Origin of the sequence: Paraburkholderia terricola, assembly GCF_900142195.1 — a bacterium.
GTDB classification, from domain to species: Bacteria; Pseudomonadota; Gammaproteobacteria; order Burkholderiales; family Burkholderiaceae; genus Paraburkholderia; species Paraburkholderia terricola.
The window spans coordinates 167,830-184,351 of sequence record NZ_FRAB01000010.1 but is presented as its reverse complement, the minus strand read 5'-3'; the positions used below and the strand labels follow the sequence as shown (position 1 = coordinate 184,351).

At 60.0% G+C, this 16,522-nt stretch carries 15 protein-coding genes; 8 read left to right on the top strand and 7 right to left on the bottom strand.

Features of this window, described 5'->3' with window-relative positions; translation table 11 throughout:
• Window positions 1-6 precede the first annotated feature (6 nt).
• On the bottom strand, window positions 7-1,344 hold the full coding sequence (locus tag BUE39_RS11635) for a DUF1972 domain-containing protein (RefSeq protein ID WP_235004861.1): 1,338 nt from the start codon (window positions 1,342-1,344) through the stop codon (window positions 7-9).
• Between the two features lie 303 nt (window positions 1,345-1,647).
• Here BUE39_RS11635 and rfbC (BUE39_RS11630) point away from each other — a divergent pair, with 303 nt between their 5' ends.
• From rfbC (BUE39_RS11630) to BUE39_RS34140, 7 genes are all read left to right on the top strand, one after another.
• A complete protein-coding gene (gene rfbC, locus BUE39_RS11630) occupies window positions 1,648-2,196 on the top strand; it encodes a dTDP-4-dehydrorhamnose 3,5-epimerase (RefSeq protein WP_073428829.1) in 549 nt (182 codons plus the stop codon).
• A gap of 18 nt (window positions 2,197-2,214) precedes the next feature.
• Window positions 2,215-3,534 carry a polysaccharide biosynthesis/export family protein gene (locus BUE39_RS11625; protein WP_159442556.1) on the top strand — a complete coding sequence of 440 codons (1,320 nt, stop codon included), beginning with the start codon at window positions 2,215-2,217 and terminating at the stop codon, window positions 3,532-3,534.
• Between the two features lie 34 nt (window positions 3,535-3,568).
• Complete coding sequence (locus tag BUE39_RS11620) at window positions 3,569-4,021, top strand: arsenate reductase/protein-tyrosine-phosphatase family protein (RefSeq protein WP_073428800.1); 453 nt, start codon at window positions 3,569-3,571, stop codon at window positions 4,019-4,021.
• A 41-nt stretch (window positions 4,022-4,062) separates the two neighbouring features.
• A complete protein-coding gene (locus tag BUE39_RS11615; protein WP_159442555.1) occupies window positions 4,063-6,282 on the top strand; it encodes a polysaccharide biosynthesis tyrosine autokinase in 2,220 nt (739 codons plus the stop codon).
• Between the two features lie 264 nt (window positions 6,283-6,546).
• Window positions 6,547-7,575, top strand: coding sequence for a GlxA family transcriptional regulator (locus tag BUE39_RS11610; RefSeq protein ID WP_073428798.1), 1,029 nt, complete (start codon window positions 6,547-6,549; stop codon window positions 7,573-7,575).
• A gap of 24 nt (window positions 7,576-7,599) precedes the next feature.
• Window positions 7,600-8,691 (top strand): undecaprenyl-phosphate glucose phosphotransferase, encoded by a 1,092-nt coding sequence (locus tag BUE39_RS11605; protein ID WP_073428797.1) that lies wholly within the window; start codon window positions 7,600-7,602, stop codon window positions 8,689-8,691.
• A gap of 46 nt (window positions 8,692-8,737) precedes the next feature.
• Complete coding sequence (locus BUE39_RS34140; RefSeq protein WP_143031927.1) at window positions 8,738-9,271, top strand: hypothetical protein; 534 nt, start codon at window positions 8,738-8,740, stop codon at window positions 9,269-9,271.
• Window positions 9,272-9,347: 76 nt separating this feature from the next.
• Here BUE39_RS34140 and rfbC (BUE39_RS11595) read toward each other — a convergent pair whose 3' ends face one another.
• The 3 genes from rfbC (BUE39_RS11595) to rfbB are packed head-to-tail and all read right to left on the bottom strand — an operon-like array spanning window position 9,348 to window position 11,849.
• Window positions 9,348-9,899, bottom strand: coding sequence for a dTDP-4-dehydrorhamnose 3,5-epimerase (rfbC, locus tag BUE39_RS11595; protein ID WP_073428795.1), 552 nt, complete (start codon window positions 9,897-9,899; stop codon window positions 9,348-9,350).
• Entirely contained in the window at window positions 9,884-10,777 is an 894-nt protein-coding gene (rfbA, locus tag BUE39_RS11590; protein ID WP_073428794.1) for a glucose-1-phosphate thymidylyltransferase RfbA, read from the bottom strand. Before rfbA ends, rfbC (BUE39_RS11595) begins: the two co-directional genes overlap by 16 nt.
• Before the next feature lie 10 nt (window positions 10,778-10,787).
• Entirely contained in the window at window positions 10,788-11,849 is a 1,062-nt protein-coding gene (gene rfbB / locus BUE39_RS11585) for a dTDP-glucose 4,6-dehydratase (protein ID WP_073428793.1), read from the bottom strand.
• Between the two features lie 560 nt (window positions 11,850-12,409).
• Between rfbB and BUE39_RS11580 the strand changes: the two genes are divergently transcribed.
• Window positions 12,410-13,336 carry a GlxA family transcriptional regulator gene (locus BUE39_RS11580; RefSeq protein ID WP_073428827.1) on the top strand — a complete coding sequence of 309 codons (927 nt, stop codon included), beginning with the start codon at window positions 12,410-12,412 and terminating at the stop codon, window positions 13,334-13,336.
• A gap of 871 nt (window positions 13,337-14,207) precedes the next feature.
• Here the strand turns inward: BUE39_RS11580 and BUE39_RS11570 are convergent.
• From BUE39_RS11570 to galU, 3 genes are all read right to left on the bottom strand, one after another.
• Window positions 14,208-14,582: a hypothetical protein gene (locus BUE39_RS11570; RefSeq protein ID WP_073428791.1), complete on the bottom strand. Its 375-nt coding sequence runs from the start codon at window positions 14,580-14,582 to the stop codon at window positions 14,208-14,210.
• 198 nt (window positions 14,583-14,780) lie between these two features.
• On the bottom strand, window positions 14,781-15,308 hold the full coding sequence (locus BUE39_RS11565) for a hypothetical protein (RefSeq protein WP_143031926.1): 528 nt from the start codon (window positions 15,306-15,308) through the stop codon (window positions 14,781-14,783).
• An 80-nt stretch (window positions 15,309-15,388) separates the two neighbouring features.
• Window positions 15,389-16,270 carry a UTP--glucose-1-phosphate uridylyltransferase GalU gene (galU, locus tag BUE39_RS11560; RefSeq protein WP_073428789.1) on the bottom strand — a complete coding sequence of 294 codons (882 nt, stop codon included), beginning with the start codon at window positions 16,268-16,270 and terminating at the stop codon, window positions 15,389-15,391.
• Window positions 16,271-16,522 lie beyond the last annotated feature (252 nt).

The window sequence follows — 16,522 nt, the reverse complement described above, 5'->3', positions numbered from 1 at the left end:
TGCGCGTTATACCTCGGTCTCCAGCCGGTCTTGGCCTGCCGCATTGCTGGCACGTTGCGCGGCAAGGGTCGCTGGCATGAGCGTGTCGGGCGCGGCCTCGCGTTGCGCCGTTCCCAAGGCCGGCCGGGGAGTCTTGTTCGGCAGGCGCGTCGCGCCCTTGTCCAGATGCCGATACAACAACGCCTCATACTGAGCCAGCACGCTATCCCAACGAAACGAACTCTCAAACCGATGCGTGCTCGCCTCGCCCATCGCCCGAGCCGTAGCGGGATCGCCTAGCAATGCCGAGATGTGCATATCGCAGTCCGCCTCCGTGGCGAAGAACCGCGCGTCGGGCCCCGCTACCCACCGATTGAATACGTTGTCATGCGCAATCACCGCGCTCCCGGCGCCAAGCGCTTCGACGAGAGACGGATTCGTGCCGCCCACGCGATGCCCATGCAGATAGAAATGGGCATGCCGCCGTAGCGACCGCACGGCCGATTGATCATAGATCGCACCGGGAAACATGACCTCGTCGCTTGCCGCTTCCAACACGTCGCGATGGTAGCTATGGACTTCAGGATCGTATTTTCCCAACACGACGAGTTTGGCCTGGCGTGGCCTGCGCGAAAAGGCGGTGACGATTTCCAGCACCGAGTTCTCCGGCTCAGGACGTGCGATCACGAGCCCGTAGAAAGTGTCTTCGAGCCCATGCTCCTTGAGGGGCGCAAGACTGGCCGCGCCGACCGGATCCGCGCCATATGGAATCGTCGTGATCTTCCTGCGATTGACGCGCGTTGCCAGGTGCGCTGCGATGGCAGGGTGATCAGCGATCAAATGATTGCCCGTCCAGCACCCGACGCGCTCGTTGAGCCACAGCCACACACGCTCATGGAATTTCCACTTCTCGCGCCGCCACTCGAGCCCATCCATGTTGATCAGGTTCGTAATGCCGTGCCAACGCAAATACGTGCAGAAGACGGCGGTGTTATAGCCGAGCGTCAGCACGAGCTCGGGCTTGCGTTCGGTCGTGTCGCGAACCGACTTCCAGTCGAATTCCATCGTGCCCATTGCGCCCTCGCGCGTGACGGGGACGATGATCCGATTTATGCCGCGCCATATGTCCTCGATGGTCTCAGTCTGGCCAGCTTCGCCCTGGCAATACACGGTCACTTTCCAGTCCCGCTGCGTGAGATAAAGCGCAAGCCTCTCGGCAAATGTTTCGAAACCACCGTGGCGCGCCGGAATACCTCGCGTACCCAAAATGAAAAGTTGCCTGACTGGCATATCGTTCGATCCCGTCGTGATTCGCGCGCCGATAATGCGCTGAACAAAAGCTACCAATGCGATAGCGTAGGGCAACAGGCATGGTGAAATCGGTCACTGTCGTCGTCGAATCCGCCAAAGTGATAGGCGCGACTTCTTTGTAGAACCATAATGGGCCAATACGGTCAGCGCACGCCCACATGTCCTTGGACGATGTCGGAATGCGCCAACGATTTGACCGAATCGGCTACTTCAACGCTCCTAACATAGCGTTCCTCTAGCCGCGCTTTTTCGTGCGGTGCGTCACTGCGTGAGTGACACAGGACCAGTGTCGGAATAGGACCTATGCAGGACCGACTATGGCCGTTATCTGTCTTCACTTCTTTCTACGGTTTCGCCATGCCAATCAACGTAAAGCACACTGCCATTCACGATGTGAAGCTAATCGAACCGAAGATTTTCGGCGACGCGCGCGGCGCCTTCTTCGAAAGCTTCAATCAGAACGAGTTCGAAGAAAAAGTTGCTCGTGGCTTCCGGTTCGTGCAGGACAACCATTCAGTGTCGGCGCGCCATGTGCTGCGCGGTCTGCACTATCAGATCCAGCATCCGCAGGGCAAGCTGGTGCGAGTGGTGGTCGGTGAAGTGTTCGATGTTGCCGTCGATCTGCGCCGCTGGTCGCCCACCTTCGGGCGCTGGGTCGGCGCGCGCGTGTCGGCTGCTAACGGGCACCAACTCTGGATTCCGCCGGGTTTCGCGCACGGTTTCGTGGTGCTGTCCGATGTTGCCGAAGTTCTTTACAGGACGACCGACTATTACTCCCCCGACCACGAACGCACGCTGTTGTGGAACGACCCGGATATCGGCATCGAGTGGGGTGTCGACGGCACGCCGCTAGTCGCGCCGAAGGATGCGGCGGGCGTTCTCTTCAGTTCAGCGGAAGTTTATTGACGTGGGCCGATGCGAGGCATGCAGGTGAAAACCATCCGGAATCGTGACGCCTGCACCGGCAGCGGTGCGACGGCTCAAGTAGTCAAGGATCGACAATTGAATAAAAGAAATGCTTTCATTCATGGGCCGTTCAAGGCGCGCCTCGCGAATCGGGCCAACGCCACGCTCGGTTTCTCACTGGCACTTCTGGCCACGCTCAGCGGTTGCGCTCTGGCGCCCGGGTCTTACATGGGCGCCCCTCCCGCACAAACCGCCAACGCACAGTCCGGTTCAGAGCCGCAGGTGACCGAAGTGGTGCAGGACGGCATCACGTTTCGTCTGCATTCACTCAACGGCGACCTGATTGCGCGTCTGTCGTCGCAGCCGGATGGTGTGGTACCGACTTCGTTGCGCTTGCCGGCGGGTACGCCTTCGGCATACCGCGTTCGCAGCGGCGATTCGTTGCGGGTGATCGTGTGGGATCGGCCGGAACTGAACAACCCCGGGTTTTCGGCGTTGAATACATCGATCGTCTCGATCGGCGGGACGGAGAGTGCAAGTGTGCCGTCAGCGACCGCGGGAGGTAACCTCGATCCCGTGGGCCGCGTCGTGCAGCCGGACGGCTCGATCTACTTCCCATACATCGGGAAGGTGAAGGTCGCCGGCGAGACGATCGATGCGATTCGCGCCGATCTCACCAGCCGGCTGAACAAAGTCGTGAAAAACCCGCAACTCGATGTGACTGTCTCGTCGTATCGCAGCCAGAAAATATATGTGTCGGGCGCGGTGAGGGCCCCAGGCTCGCTGGCCTTGACCGATACGCCGGAGACGGTCGCCGATGCCATCTCGGGCGCCGGGGGGTATAGCGCGGGTGCGGACCTTGCAGGGGCGACGCTCAATCGGGGCGGCAAAGTATTTCCGCTCGACCTGTACGCGTTTTTCTACAACGGCGATCTTTCGCAAAACGTGCTTCTCAAGGACGGTGACGTCGTCAACGTGCCAGAGCGCCGCTTCAAGAAGGTGTTCGTACTCGGCGAGGTCACGAAGCCCGTATCGCAGGTGATGCCGGTCGGGGTCCTCACTTTGTCTGAAGCGATCTCGGACGCCGGCGGCCTCAATCAGTTGTCGGCCAATGCATCGCAAGTCTACGTATTCCGGCAGGGACCCAACCGCACAGTGGACGTGTTCCATCTCGACGCGACCTCGCCGGGCATGCTGGTGCTGGCCGATCAATTTCTCCTGCAACCACGCGACGTGATCTTCGTCGATGCCGCGCACGTAACCCGCTTCTATCGCGTGGTTTCGCAGATTTTGCCGTTCGCGAGCGCCCTGTACCTTGGAGCCGAGGCCTTCAAGTAACGCGCGCGACGATCATGAACGACTGACGGAGGCCATGTTGAATCTGCTGCTGATCTGCTATGCGAACGTGTGCCGGAGCCCCATGGCCGAGTGCGTGTTCCGCGAGGCGTTGTCCGATGCGTCGGGCGCATCTATCCAGTCAGCGGGACTGGAAGCGCTGAGCGGAGTGCCGATCCATCCGATTGCACAAAAGGTTTTGACCGCAAAAGGCTACGCGGTCCCCGCCGACTCTTCCTCGATGCGTTTGGCGTCGCCGATGCTGCACTGGGCCAACCTCGTACTCGTCATGGAGATGTCCCAGCGGCGCGAAGTGCTCAGACGCTATCCGTTCGCCGCCGGCAAGGTCTGGACGCTGGGTCACTGGCTCGGCCGCGAAGTTCACGACCCGGTCGGCGGCGACGAAGCGCTGTTCGATGAGTCGTTGACGCTCATCGAGCGCAGTGCGAATAGCTGGCTGCCCGCGCTCACCATGCAACCTGCCCTATGAAGGCGACATTTACCATGAAGTCAGAATCGACTTTGCATAACATGCCGGTCCCTAACATGGCGCCCAATCAGGTGGATGAGGACGTAAGCCTTCTGATGCTCTGGCATAACGTCCGGAGCCATGCGCGGCTGTTCGCGGGCGTGGCTGCGGGGATCGCCGCTCTGGCGGTGCTCTACATACTGGTCGCGGCACCGGTGTACAAAGCAAACGCACTCATTCAGGTCGATGAACAACAGGGCTCCGCGCTCGGCGCGCTGTCGGATGTTGCCAGTGCGCTCAGCCTGAACAAGCCGATCGACGGCGAACTCGACATTCTCTCTTCGCGCGCCGTGTTGGGACCCGCCATCGATGCCACGCAGGCGCGGACCACCATAGCCGTGGCCAACCGCGTACCGCTGCTGGGGCGTCTCTATGGACGCTTCGCCACGCCGCCAGATGGCGTGGCCGATGCGCCGCTGGGGCTCACGCAGTTTGCGTGGGGCGGTGAGCGCATGGAACTGACCGTCTTCGAGGTGCCGAATACGCTCTACGGCGAGAAGTTCCGTTTGCAGGTTCAGGCTGGCGATCGCTGGACCCTCGAAGATCGCGATGGCGTGAACGTGGCGTCGGGGCGCGTCGGTCAACGCGTGGAATTCACAGTGCAAAGCGACTATGGCCCCGGCAAAGGCGTTATCGAGGTGCGTTCCTTGCGCGGTCGTCCCGGCACGTCGTTCAAGCTGATTGAAGCGTCGCTCCAGGACACGATCGAGTCAATATCCAAGCGCATGAAGGTGGAGGAAACGACAAAGGAATCGTCGATGATCGCGCTCTCCGTCAAGAACAGCGACCCGGAACGGGCCGCGCGCTTTGCCAATGAGGTTGCACGCGCTTACGTGGCGCTGAACATCCGCCATCGTGCGGAACAGTCGCGCTTGAGCCTGCAATTCCTCAACCGCAAGCTGCCTGCGTTTCGCGAGGAACTGGAGCAGTCCGAGGACCGCTTGAACGCCTATCGCATCCGCACGAAAACGATCGACGTCGAGCAGCAGACGGAGGCGCTGCTCACGCGCGCCGTGGATCTGACGAAACAGAAGACGCTGGTCGATCTTAACCTGCAGGCGACACGCGAGCAGTTCCGTGCGGGCCATCCGGCTGTCCAGACGCTGCAGGCTCAGTCCGCGGCGCTCGATCAAGGGCTGCATGAGATCGAAAAGCAGGTGCAGGCGTTGCCTTCGACGCAACAGGACTATCTGCGTCTTGCGCGTGACGTGGCGGTGAATACGCAGCTTTACACGGCGCTGGTAGCGAACGGACAGCAGCTCGAGGTCGCCGAGGCTGGCACCACGGGTAACGTGTCCATTATCGATCTGGCGGTTCCGCCCGAGTCAATGGACTGGCCGAAGGTTCCGGTTGTGATCGGTGGCGGCGTATTCGGCGGATTGCTGATCGCGTTCGTCCTGGTGCAGGCGCTGGCTGCGATCAAGGACGCGCTGCATGATCCGCTCGAGGCGGAGCGCGTGGGACAAGTGCCGATCTTCGCGGTGGTTCCGTCCAGCTCCGCCGAGTTGGAGACCGCCAAGGAAAATCACAAAGGCGGCAAGGGGGTGATGGCGCTGCTTGCGGGTAAGGACACGTCCGATCCGAGCGTGGAAGCCCTGCGTTCCCTGAGAACCACGCTCAAGTTCGCGCTGCTTGGCAAGGAGGGCGGCTCGATTCTGTTCACAGGGCCGACGCAAGGTGTCGGCAAGACGTTCGTCGCGGCGAACTTCGCCTATCTGTTGGCAATGAAGGGGCTGCGTGTGCTGATCGTGGATGCCGACATGCGGCGCTCGGGACTCAAGCGGTATTTCTCGCTGGCGCCTTCGCACGCCGGACTGGCGAATGTTTTGGCGGGCGACGTGACGCTCGATGGCGCGATTGTCAAGACCGGCCACGACGGATTCGATCTTTTGCCTGCAGGTGGCGTGCTACCGCCCAATCCTGGTGAGTTGCTCGAGCGGCCCGCATTCGCAACCCTCCTGAAAGACGCCGAAGCGCGCTATGACTACGTGATCATCGATTCGCCGCCGGTTCTGCCGGTTAGCGACGCGGTGACACTCTCACAGGTCTGCGGCGCGGTGTTCGTGGTGTCGCGCGCCAACTTGACGAGCCGGCATCAACTGGTCGAAACGATGAACCGTTTGAACCAATCGGGCACCAAGGTTACGGGGCAGGTGTTCAACGGCTTTCACGCGACACGCTACGGCTACGGCTACGGTTACCGCTATCGATACAGTAACTGAGGCCCGGTAAAGAAACGACTGCGACAGTGTCACGCGTGTGCTGCGTCCGGCTTCGCTTGAGCGGGAAACACGCGCCTGCGGCACAAGGTCGAGCAGACGCTGCAAGTTCGAAAAAATCTCGCCGCTCGAATGATGTGGTTAGCGTTCCGGATGTTGATGGGAAACGCATAAAAACCAGATTTCCTTGAACGGTCAAGATGTGGCTTCATTCGGCCACCATGGTACTTCGGTGGTTCTCCTTTCGTAACATGAACTACTTGAACGATGGCGTCGGTGTTCCGCTGTCGTGGCGTTCGTTCGCACGAGACCGCCGCAGCAGATATCGGACGCAGTCTACCCAACACTGACACAGTGAAAACAATAGGCATCGCACTATTTGATGGCTTTGCGCTCCCAGAGATCGCTTGCATCATGGAGGTGTTCCAGCGCGCGAACGAAATCGCCAGATCCGATCAACGTAACTCGGCGCACTTCGACGTTTGCCTGCTTTCTACCATCGGCGGGCGCATCGCGAGCTCGTCCTCTGTCTTCGTCTGGACGAGGAGCCTCGAAGCGCGACAGTACCCGGACGGCTTCCATGCGCTCTTCGTCGCGGGCGGTGCGGATTTGAATCAGGCGTTGCACGACGCGGAACTGCTCGCATGGCTGCGCCGTATATGTCCGATCACGGAACACGTGTTTCCGGTCGGCGAAGGGGGTTTGCTGCTGAAGGCGGCGGGATGCGGGCGTTATGCCGCGAGTGAATCGGCTGGCGACAAAGCGTCTTATCGTGGATCGGAAGGCAGGATCACGCTGGCGCCGCCGCACGGTGTCATGCCGAATTCGCTGCGCGCCGCACTGGCGATGATCCAGGAAGAGTTGGGGGCGCATGCGACCCGTCAGATCACGGACCTCGTGTCGCCGGCCGCGCCAAATCAGTTCGCCGACATCGTCCACCGCAATGCGACGCGCAAGGTCAGCGAAAACATTCAGGCCTCGGCCCGTTGGCTCGAAGAGAACGGGCACCGGCAGGTAAGCATCGACGAAGCGGCGCGGATCGCCGCAATGAGCGAGCGGCATTTTTTGCGGCGCTTCAAGGCTGAGTTTGGCGTGACGCCTTCCGATTATCTGCTCTACGTTCGGCTCGACATGTCATGCCGGCTGCTGGCGGAAACGACGTTGCCAGTCGACAAGATTGCGCGGCGTTGTGGCATCGGCAGCGGTGGGCGACTCGCGAAGCTGTTTCGTAAACACCTGGGCAAGACACCAACCGACTATCGCGCCAACCATCGACCGGCATTTCGACCCAATTAAGCCAATGTTCCTCGGGGGTTCATCATGTTCTCCGTTATCCTGAACCTGACCTATCTCGCGTTCGCCGCCATCGGCGCGTCGCTGGTGGCAAAGGCTGCATTCGTCAAATTGGCGAAGCTGGGCGGCGGCGCGCCGCGCGATCGTTCGCCGGTCGCGATCGCTCTCGGTCCCGCTTCGGCCACGCTGTTTGAGCATGTGCTCGCGTCCTCGGCGGGACCCTACTCGCCCGCGATCGTGTACGACGAGCACGCGCCGGAAGCGGGCGTCATCGCCGGTTTGCCACTCGTCTGCTCGCTTGAAACGCTGGGTGCCCAGATGCGGCGGCGTGGCATCGGTGAACTGTGGCTGCTCGGCTATCCCATGCGCCAGCCGTCAATCGAATGCTATGTTCGCGAGTTCCGGCATGATTTCGTCAACATTCGTCTGATACCGGACCTGCGCGAGTTTGCGCTCGCGAAGCCGGCTTTCGTCGACGTGCACGGCTTGCCGGCGATCAATCTGGTGGCCTCGCCCTTGACGCCGGGCGCCGAGTGGCCCAAGCGTCTATTTGATTGCCTGTTCGCCGCACTCGTACTGCTGTCGATCTCGCCCTTGCTGGCGGTGATCGCGATTGCCGTACGTTTTTCTTCACCTGGCCCGATCCTGTTCCGTCAGATGCGCAAAGGCGTGGGTGGCCGCGAATTTGCGATCTACAAGTTCCGCACGATGCGCCAGCACGTCGAGGAAACCGGCCGCTTGACGCAGGCGCGCCGCGGCGACTCGCGCATCACCCGGGTTGGTGCATTCCTGCGCAAGACGAGTCTCGACGAGCTGCCGCAGTTCGTCAACGTGCTCAAAGGACAGATGTCGGTAGTGGGACCGCGGCCGCATGCAGTCGAGCACGACGAGTTGTACAAGGATCTCGTCGACGACTATATGTACCGGTATCGCATCAAACCGGGGATCACCGGATGGGCGCAAATCAACGGCTTGCGTGGCGAAACCGATCGCGTGGAGAAGATGGCAGCGCGCGTGATGTTCGACCTCTACTACATCCAGAACTGGAGCTTCTGGCTGGACCTCAAGATCATCGGCATTACGATGCTCAAAGGCTTTTTCGGCAAGACCGCTTATTGAGTCCGCGTATGACGACGGCGTCTACCGTTTTTAATTGAGACCGCACATGACAACTTCTGCAAAGTACCTTCGGCACTGCGTGTTCGTTTCGGCGTGGCTTGCGATGCTTAGCGCTCCCGGCGTACTTCATGCGCAGCTAATGAGCGACTCTGAGGGGCTGCGCTCGGCGTTTAGGTCATCGCTTTTGCAAACGACACAACAGAAGCATCGCCGACACACGTCGTCCGATCCGTACATGGCGCTCATCGAGCAGAGCGATCCGACGCGGCGGTTGCGGGTGATCACCCAGAACTCGGACCCGCTGTCGCAAACAATGCGGATCACACCATCACAAATCGCATTGGCGGGCAGCGCCGGGTTGAGCCTCGGCGCCGCGGGCGCGCTTTCAAATCGGATGGTTCGTGGGAGCGGCGCTGGCGCGTTGAGCGGCATGATGCCCATGCCGGGTGCCGCGCCGTCGTTCGGCGTGGGCGCCGCGTCGCTTTCGCCCGCAGCCATGGCGGGAGCATTGAGCGCCGGTTGCTCAGTGTCCGTGCCGAGTATGGCGATGACGCTGCCAGGCTCGGGTCCGTGTCGCTGATCCGCACTCGCCGACCTGACCATTCACGCCAGTCAGCAGGATAGTCGCGGGTTTCCGTGTAGTCATTCAGCCATCCTCACGCGAAATGCTCGGCATCGGCCAACCGCTTGCCCGCCGCATCCTTCGCGGCCAGCAACGGCTCGGCGTCGATCGGCCACTCGATGCCGATCGCCGGATCGTTCCAGACGATGCTGCGCTCGTGCTCGGGGAACCAGTAGTCGGTGGTCTTGTAGAGAAACTGCGCGGACTCCGACAACACCACGAAACCGTGCGCGAAACCCGGCGGCACCCACAGTTGCCGGTGGTTGTCCACCGAGAGCGTCACGCCCACCCACTTGCCGAAATTCGGCGAGCTCCTGCGGATGTCGACGGCCACGTCGAACACCTCGCCTTCCACCACGCGCACGAGCTTGCCCTGCGCATGCTGGATCTGGTAGTGCAGCCCGCGCAACACACCCTTCGCCGAGCGCGAATGGTTGTCCTGCACGAACGTCACGCCGGCTTCCACGTGTTCGGCAAACTCCAGCGCATTAAAGCTCTCGTAGAAATAGCCGCGCGCATCACCGAACACCTTCGGCTCGATGATCTTCACTTCAGGCAGCGCCGTAGCGGTTACTTGGATGGCCATGCGACTTGATCCGTAAGAATGTTTTGCAGATATTGCCCGTAGGCGTTCTTCGCGAGCGGCCTGGCGAGCGTCAGCAACTGCTCGCCGTCGATCCACTGCTGGCGGTAGGCAATCTCCTCCGGACAGGCGACCACGAGGCCCTGGCGCTTCTGCAGCGTCGCGATGAAGGTTGCGGCCTCGATCAGCGAATCGTGCGTGCCGGTGTCGAGCCACGCATAGCCGCGCCCCATGATTTCGACATTGAGCGCGGCGTCCGCCAGATAACGCGAGTTGACATCGGTGATTTCAAGCTCGCCGCGCGGCGACGGCTTGATGTCCGCGGCGATATCGCACACCCGCCTGTCGTAGAAGTAGAGACCCGTAACCGCGTAGTTCGAGCGCGGCTTGAGCGGCTTCTCCTCGATCGAGAGCGCGCGGAACTGCTTGTCGAATTCGACCACGCCGTATCGCTCGGGATCGTGCACGTGATACGCGAATACGGTCGCGCCATGATCCTGCTGATCGGCGCGCTCCAGCTGCTTCGCGAGATCGTGGCCGTAGAAAATGTTGTCGCCGAGAATCAGCGCCGACGGATCGTTGCCCACGAAATCACGGCCGATGATGAACGCCTGCGCGAGGCCGTCCGGCGAAGGCTGAACCGCGTACTGGATGTTCATGCCCCACTGGCTGCCGTCGCCGAGCATGGCTTCGAAGCGCGGCGTGTCCTGCGGCGTGGAGATGATCAGCACGTCGCGGATGCCCGCCACCATCAGCGTGGACAGCGGGTAGTAGATCATCGGCTTGTCGTACACCGGCAGCAGCTGCTTGGAAACGACGTGCGTGATCGGATACAGGCGTGTGCCCGATCCGCCCGCGAGAATAATGCCTTTGCGCGCCATTGCCGTGCCCTTACGCGCGCTGCGCGTAGTTGGTTTCAACCCACTTGCGGTATTCACCCGACGCCACTTCGTCGGACCACTCCTGATTGTCCAGATACCACTGAACCGTTTTGGCGAGGCCCGTCTCGAACGTTTCCGCCGGCTTCCAGCCGAGTTCGCGCTCGAGCTTGCGGGCGTCGATCGCATAACGGCGGTCGTGGCCGGGACGATCCTTCACATAGGTGATCTGGTCGCGATACGAGCCGCCCGCCTTCGGACGCAGTCGATCGAGCAGGTCGCACAACGTGTGCACCACGTCGAGATTCTTCTTCTCGTTCCAGCCGCCGATGTTGTACGTCTCCCCCGGCGTGCCGCGCGCGAGCACTTCGCGGATCGCGCTGCAATGGTCGCCGACGTACAGCCAGTCGCGCACGTTCTGGCCGTCGCCGTACACCGGCAGGGGCTTGCCGCCGAGCGCGTTGGCGATCATCAGCGGGATCAGCTTCTCGGGGAACTGGTACGGACCGTAGTTGTTCGAGCAGTTCGTGGTGAGCACCGGCAGACCATACGTGTGATGGTAGGCGCGCACCAGATGGTCGGAACCGGCCTTGGTCGCCGAGTACGGGCTATTCGGCGCGTACGGCGTGGTTTCGGAGAATTGCGGATCGGTGGCGGAGAGCGAGCCGAACACTTCGTCGGTGGAGACGTGCAGGAAACGGAAGGCGGCCTTCTCATCGCCGGCCAGCGAGTTCCAGTAGCTGCGGGCGGCTTCGAGCAACGTGAACGTGCCGACCACGTTGGTCTGCACGAAATCAGCGGGGCCGTGAATCGAACGGTCCACATGGCTTTCGGCGGCGAAGTGCAGCACGGCACGCGGCTTGTGTTCGGCAAAGAGCGCGTCGAGCGCGGCGCGATCGCAGATGTCCGCGCGCACGAAGACATGTTTGGGATTGCCCTGTTGCGACTTGAGCGTACCCAGATTGCCGGCGTAGGTCAGCTTGTCTACATTCAGCACCGCTTCGTCCGACGCGTTGAGCCAGTCGAGCACGAAATTGGCGCCGATAAAGCCGGCACCGCCCGTTACCAGGATCATGAGGCTTCCTTTGGACGCTTACGTCCGTATTCGTTTGCTTCTCTGGAACGTCTTGGCATGACTTGTTCACCGATTAAAAAAGCGCTTCGAGGTAGCTACTCTGCGTTTGGAGTTCGATATTCAAGCTGAAGCGCTAATGCACAAAAGTAGCTCGTTGCTGCCCACGGTGATGCAGGGCGGAATCCGCCGTATCCCTATGTGGCTGCTCGTTGAGCATGCATCATTACCAATCGATAGTCACTGTAGGGAGATGTGGCGAAGAACGACCAGATAATTTCATTTTTCGACAACGCCGGATTGAACTGCCCAGGTTCTTGGAAAGCTGTCAACGCTCAAGGGTATGGAATCACGAAGGTTGCATGCACCGTCTGAACTGGCGTCTACTGGGCATATATCGGCCGGCTCGGCATTCTTATCATCACGCTTTCCTATCTCCGCCAAAGTGTTGGCGTATCAAGCCGCAAAAATCGGAGTTCGGCATGAGGTGTGTAGGATTGGTCAACCGTAAAAAACTAATAGAGACAGTTGGAACAATAGACTAGTCTTCGATGGACAGTTTGATGAAAAACTATTCGAGAGACTATCGTCGCTATGCGACGCAGCCTCGCGGCTTGACTGACGAACACACCGTTAGGCGTGTCGGACTTACGCTATTTAACGGCTTTTCGTTACCGGAAACCGCCTTGGTATTGGAAGCTTTCCATTGTGCGAATGCGATCATCAAGGCTGATGGAATCGATGGGTTGCGCTTCGATGTCTATCTGTTATCGGTTGCGGGAGGCAAAATTGCCAGTTCGTCAGCGGTCTCGGTGTGGACCGACAGTGTCGATTCGCATGTTCAGGCAGGCGATTTTTACGCACTGTTTGTCGCTGATGGCGCGGGCGTACAAAATGCGCAACAGGATGACCGCCTGATCACCTGGTTGCAGAGAGTCCATTCTCGTAGCGAACGAATATTCTCCATCTCTGGGGGACTGCAACTCCAAGCCGCAGGTTTCCACCCAGGCGACAGCGACCCACTCCAAGCCGCGCTCTCATTAATTGGGAATGATCTCGGCGTTGAAGCCGCGCGTCAAATCGCCCAGCGACTCGAGCAGCGGCTCGAGGACCAGTCGCTCGCTATAGTACGCAAAGATACCTCGATCATTGTCAGTGACCAGATCCGGGCATCGGCGCGCTGGTTGGAAATGAACGCCTACCGTCCGATTGCAATGGAAGAGGTCGCCCAGGTAGCCTCGATGAGCGAACGGAACTTCTTGCGGCGCTTCAAACTGGAAATGGGCAAGACACCTTCGGACTATCTCCTGTTGGTGCGCTTATCCAGATGCTGCCATCTACTCGCCGAAACGGATCTACCGGTCGACAAGGTCGCGCGGCGTTGTGGAATCAGCAGCGGCGGCCGTCTCTCCAAGGTTCTGCGCAAACATCTCGGCGTAACGCCCATTGAATACCGCGCAAGCAGGCGCAAATCAACTGATTCGAAATGACCTCTCTTTCCGTTCAGGGTATGCCGGCTAATGGTGAACCGCCCGGCATGCGGCGCTTAAATGACTTCCATCGGATTAATTGCCGCTGCACTGCATAGCGCATCCTCTTGTCGAGATTTGAAATTACTTAACAATTTCAAAAATCGCATTCGGGTAGACTTGCCCGCGCGACGCGCATTCATCCTGATGGGCGTTACCCGTCAATCAGCCGACTGGTCCCTCATTAACACCTGTCTTCGCTACGCTGGGCGAACCTACCTGCCCATTCGCTTACATGAGAATCGCCGTCCTCGAACCCGATATTGTGGCGCTAGATCATGCGCTCGAAGTACTGTCATCCGCAGGGCATTTCCCTTTCGGTGCGCTATGCGACAAAACGCTTCGGGTACTACTCGCAGAAGTGTCTGTCGATCTGGTCATACTCGATTGGGCGAATCCAGATGCGCTCCGATACGATACTTTGCGCGTTCTGTGCGGGCATGAACCCGCGATACCCGTCATTCTGTGCGCGATGCCTCATACACAGCAGCACGTGATTAACGCCGGGCTAATGAGTGGCGCGAACGTCTGCCTGGAAAAGCCGATCGGCGGCGCGCGGTCGCTTGCGCACATTCATGCGTTGGGACTCATCGGGCGGTCGTTTCTTCCACAGTCCTGTTCCGCACAACCCGCGTATCAGCATTAAATGACATGCCGGCATGCGCAAAAAAAGGCCGACACAAAGTGTCGGCCGAAAAACCTCCGGCTTTTCCGAGGTCATTGCCGGAAGCCAAAGAAGATATTCGCCGATAACCGCTACGTGAATCCGACATCCTGTTGTACCACCCCGCCAAAGTGAATTGCCGAGGCGCCTTATCCCCTGTATCGGCTGTCAGGTTGCGCTCGATTTGCCTGGGAATGAGAGCGTGACATGGGCCATGCAGGCGCTGTAGACCTCGACGACGGCAGGCGATTTATAGTCGAGGCGAGGATAATCGGCAAACGCGTCTGCCAAGGCTTTAACGTCAAATCGTATCTTCGACACTCGTATCACATGCGCCGCCAGTTCTTGTGCCCTGCTGGCCAGCGCTACGCGCTGCAGCAGATTCAACTCGCCGTTGACATGCATCCATAGATGCGTTGATTCGACCACGTGCTGCGTCGTGAGCCACTTTCCAATCAGACGATGCCTCAGCAATTGAGACACCACCAGATAGGTCAGCAGATCGACGCGCGCATTAATGTCGGGATAACTTGACCAGGGCATCGGAAATGTGGAGAGAGGCGAAGTTCCGCGCGTTGCGCACGACGAGCATTCTTAGGCTGGAAGAGCGCACAAAAATGGTCGCCCGTTTCGCGGGGCGGCCGCAGAGGACATCATCACGAGATCGGATAATCCTCAAAGCATATGATCCTCGCTCCAATTTATCCGTTCCGTCAAAACCGTGGCGGATTCCGCTGAGTGCTACTCGCCAGCCGAGGGATTTCGAGCACCCGCGAGCGCGACGCGGCTCACGCCATCACGTTTGCTCATACGTGGAAACACCAGCGTCCTGATGATCTCGTGAAGTGTGTCTTCTTCCGAGAGCGGCCCGGCCATTGCCCATAGGCCGTAGCGCGGCGTGGGCAGGCGGCGGGCATCACCGGAAAAGAGGGCGACGTGCAACGCAGGTCCGCCTTGCGCGCGGCGGATTGCCCGATTTGCGCCGACACAATTCCAACAAAACGGACTGAGCGCGTCGGCGGACGATCTCACGAGATGGATCATCATGTCGGCGCCCTCGCCATCCCGATCGTGCACGATCTGCCACGATAGGCGTGCGCCCAAAGTCGGGAGGTTCCCGATCCAGCGTTCCACTTCATGTTCGGTAAATCCCCACAATCGCAAGCCGACTCGAAGCTTCGGATGCGTGGCACTCAACACGTCGCCGTGTGAGCGAGAGCCTGTGCTGACCGCGCGAGTGAGGGGTCTAAACGTGCTGTCGTGGCTCATGATGGGTATTGGTTAGATCGCCGCGTCCGGGGATTCGTGAAGCGGACCGACGCTCGGGTGAGAGTGAATGCGAACGCGCGTCAGCAAGCGAATTCAACCGAAAGCGCGCGCAGATACGCGTCGAACTCCGCCGACACTTCTGGATGACGCAGCGCGAATTCCACCGTCGCCTTCAGGTAGCCGAGCTTGCTGCCGCAGTCGAAACGCGTGCCGTGGTACTTGTACGCCAGCACCTGCTCGTCGGCGAGCAGCGACTGAATCGCGTCCGTCAGCTGCAATTCGCCGCCGGCGCCCGGCTTGACCGAGCGAAGGTGTTTGAAGATACGTGGCTTGAGCACGTAGCGTCCCACCACGCCGAGATTCGACGGCGCCACGCTCGGCTCCGGCTTTTCGACGATGCCCGACATCTTGATGATCGACTTTTCCCACTCCTTGCCGTCGACGATGCCGTACGACCTGGTTTCGTGCGCCGGAATCTCTTCCACCCCGATCACCGAGCTGTGATAGTGATCGAATACCTCGATCATCTGCGTCATCACGGGCGGCTTGCCGTATAGCAGATCGTCCGCGAGAATCACGGCGAACGGGTTGTCGCCCACCAGTTTTTCCGCGCACAGCACCGCGTGACCGAGACCCAGCGCTTCCGCCTGGCGCACGTAGAAACAGTCGACGTGGCTCGGCTTGATGCCGCGCACCAGTTCGAGCAGCTTGTCTTTGCCGCGCGCCTCGAGTTCCGCCTCGATCTCATACGACTTGTCGAAATGGTCTTCGATCGCGCGCTTGCTGCGTCCCGTCACGAAGATCATTTCGGTGATACCAGCCGCCATCGCCTCTTCCACCGCGTATTGGATCAGTGGCTTGTCGACGATCGGCAGCATCTCTTTCGGGCTCGCCTTCGTGGCAGGGAGGAACCGGGTGCCGAGACCCGCGACTGGGAATACCGCCTTGGTAACTTTAAGCATGAGCGATTCCGGTGTTCGTCATAGCGACGCAAAAAAGGGGAGCCTAGGCTGTGGAGAAGGCGGGCGGTAGTTCGAAGTTGATCCAGGTGCGCTCGCGCGAGCCAATCAGATCATCTTTGGCATGCCCGAGAGCCAGCATAAGAGAGGACGCCACTGCCTGACGCGAGGTGGCGGAAGAAGCCCCGTTTTTGTCTAAAGCGAATACATGTCCGCTTTTTCTTTCGCAAGAAGGGCCGCGCCGTTGCGCGAAAA

Excerpts from the sequence above, each read along its gene's own strand:
- rfbC (WP_073428829.1), top strand. The coding sequence starts at position 1,648 with ATGCCAATCAACGTAAAGCACACTGCCATTCACGATGTGAAGCTAATC.
- BUE39_RS11625 (WP_159442556.1), top strand. The coding sequence starts at position 2,215 with ATGCAGGTGAAAACCATCCGGAATCGTGACGCCTGCACCGGCAGCGGT.
- BUE39_RS11620 (WP_073428800.1), top strand. The coding sequence starts at position 3,569 with ATGTTGAATCTGCTGCTGATCTGCTATGCGAACGTGTGCCGGAGCCCC.
- BUE39_RS11615 (WP_159442555.1), top strand. The coding sequence starts at position 4,063 with ATGCCGGTCCCTAACATGGCGCCCAATCAGGTGGATGAGGACGTAAGC.
- BUE39_RS11610 (WP_073428798.1), top strand. The coding sequence starts at position 6,547 with ATGGCGTCGGTGTTCCGCTGTCGTGGCGTTCGTTCGCACGAGACCGCC.
- BUE39_RS11605 (WP_073428797.1), top strand. The coding sequence starts at position 7,600 with ATGTTCTCCGTTATCCTGAACCTGACCTATCTCGCGTTCGCCGCCATC.
- BUE39_RS34140 (WP_143031927.1), top strand. The coding sequence starts at position 8,738 with ATGACAACTTCTGCAAAGTACCTTCGGCACTGCGTGTTCGTTTCGGCG.
- rfbC (WP_073428795.1), bottom strand. The coding sequence starts at position 9,899 with ATGGCCATCCAAGTAACCGCTACGGCGCTGCCTGAAGTGAAGATCATC.
- rfbA (WP_073428794.1), bottom strand. The coding sequence starts at position 10,777 with ATGGCGCGCAAAGGCATTATTCTCGCGGGCGGATCGGGCACACGCCTG.
- rfbB (WP_073428793.1), bottom strand. The coding sequence starts at position 11,849 with ATGATCCTGGTAACGGGCGGTGCCGGCTTTATCGGCGCCAATTTCGTG.
- BUE39_RS11580 (WP_073428827.1), top strand. The coding sequence starts at position 12,410 with ATGAAAAACTATTCGAGAGACTATCGTCGCTATGCGACGCAGCCTCGC.
- BUE39_RS11570 (WP_073428791.1), bottom strand. The coding sequence starts at position 14,582 with ATGCCCTGGTCAAGTTATCCCGACATTAATGCGCGCGTCGATCTGCTG.
- BUE39_RS11565 (WP_143031926.1), bottom strand. The coding sequence starts at position 15,308 with ATGAGCCACGACAGCACGTTTAGACCCCTCACTCGCGCGGTCAGCACA.
- galU (WP_073428789.1), bottom strand. The coding sequence starts at position 16,270 with ATGCTTAAAGTTACCAAGGCGGTATTCCCAGTCGCGGGTCTCGGCACC.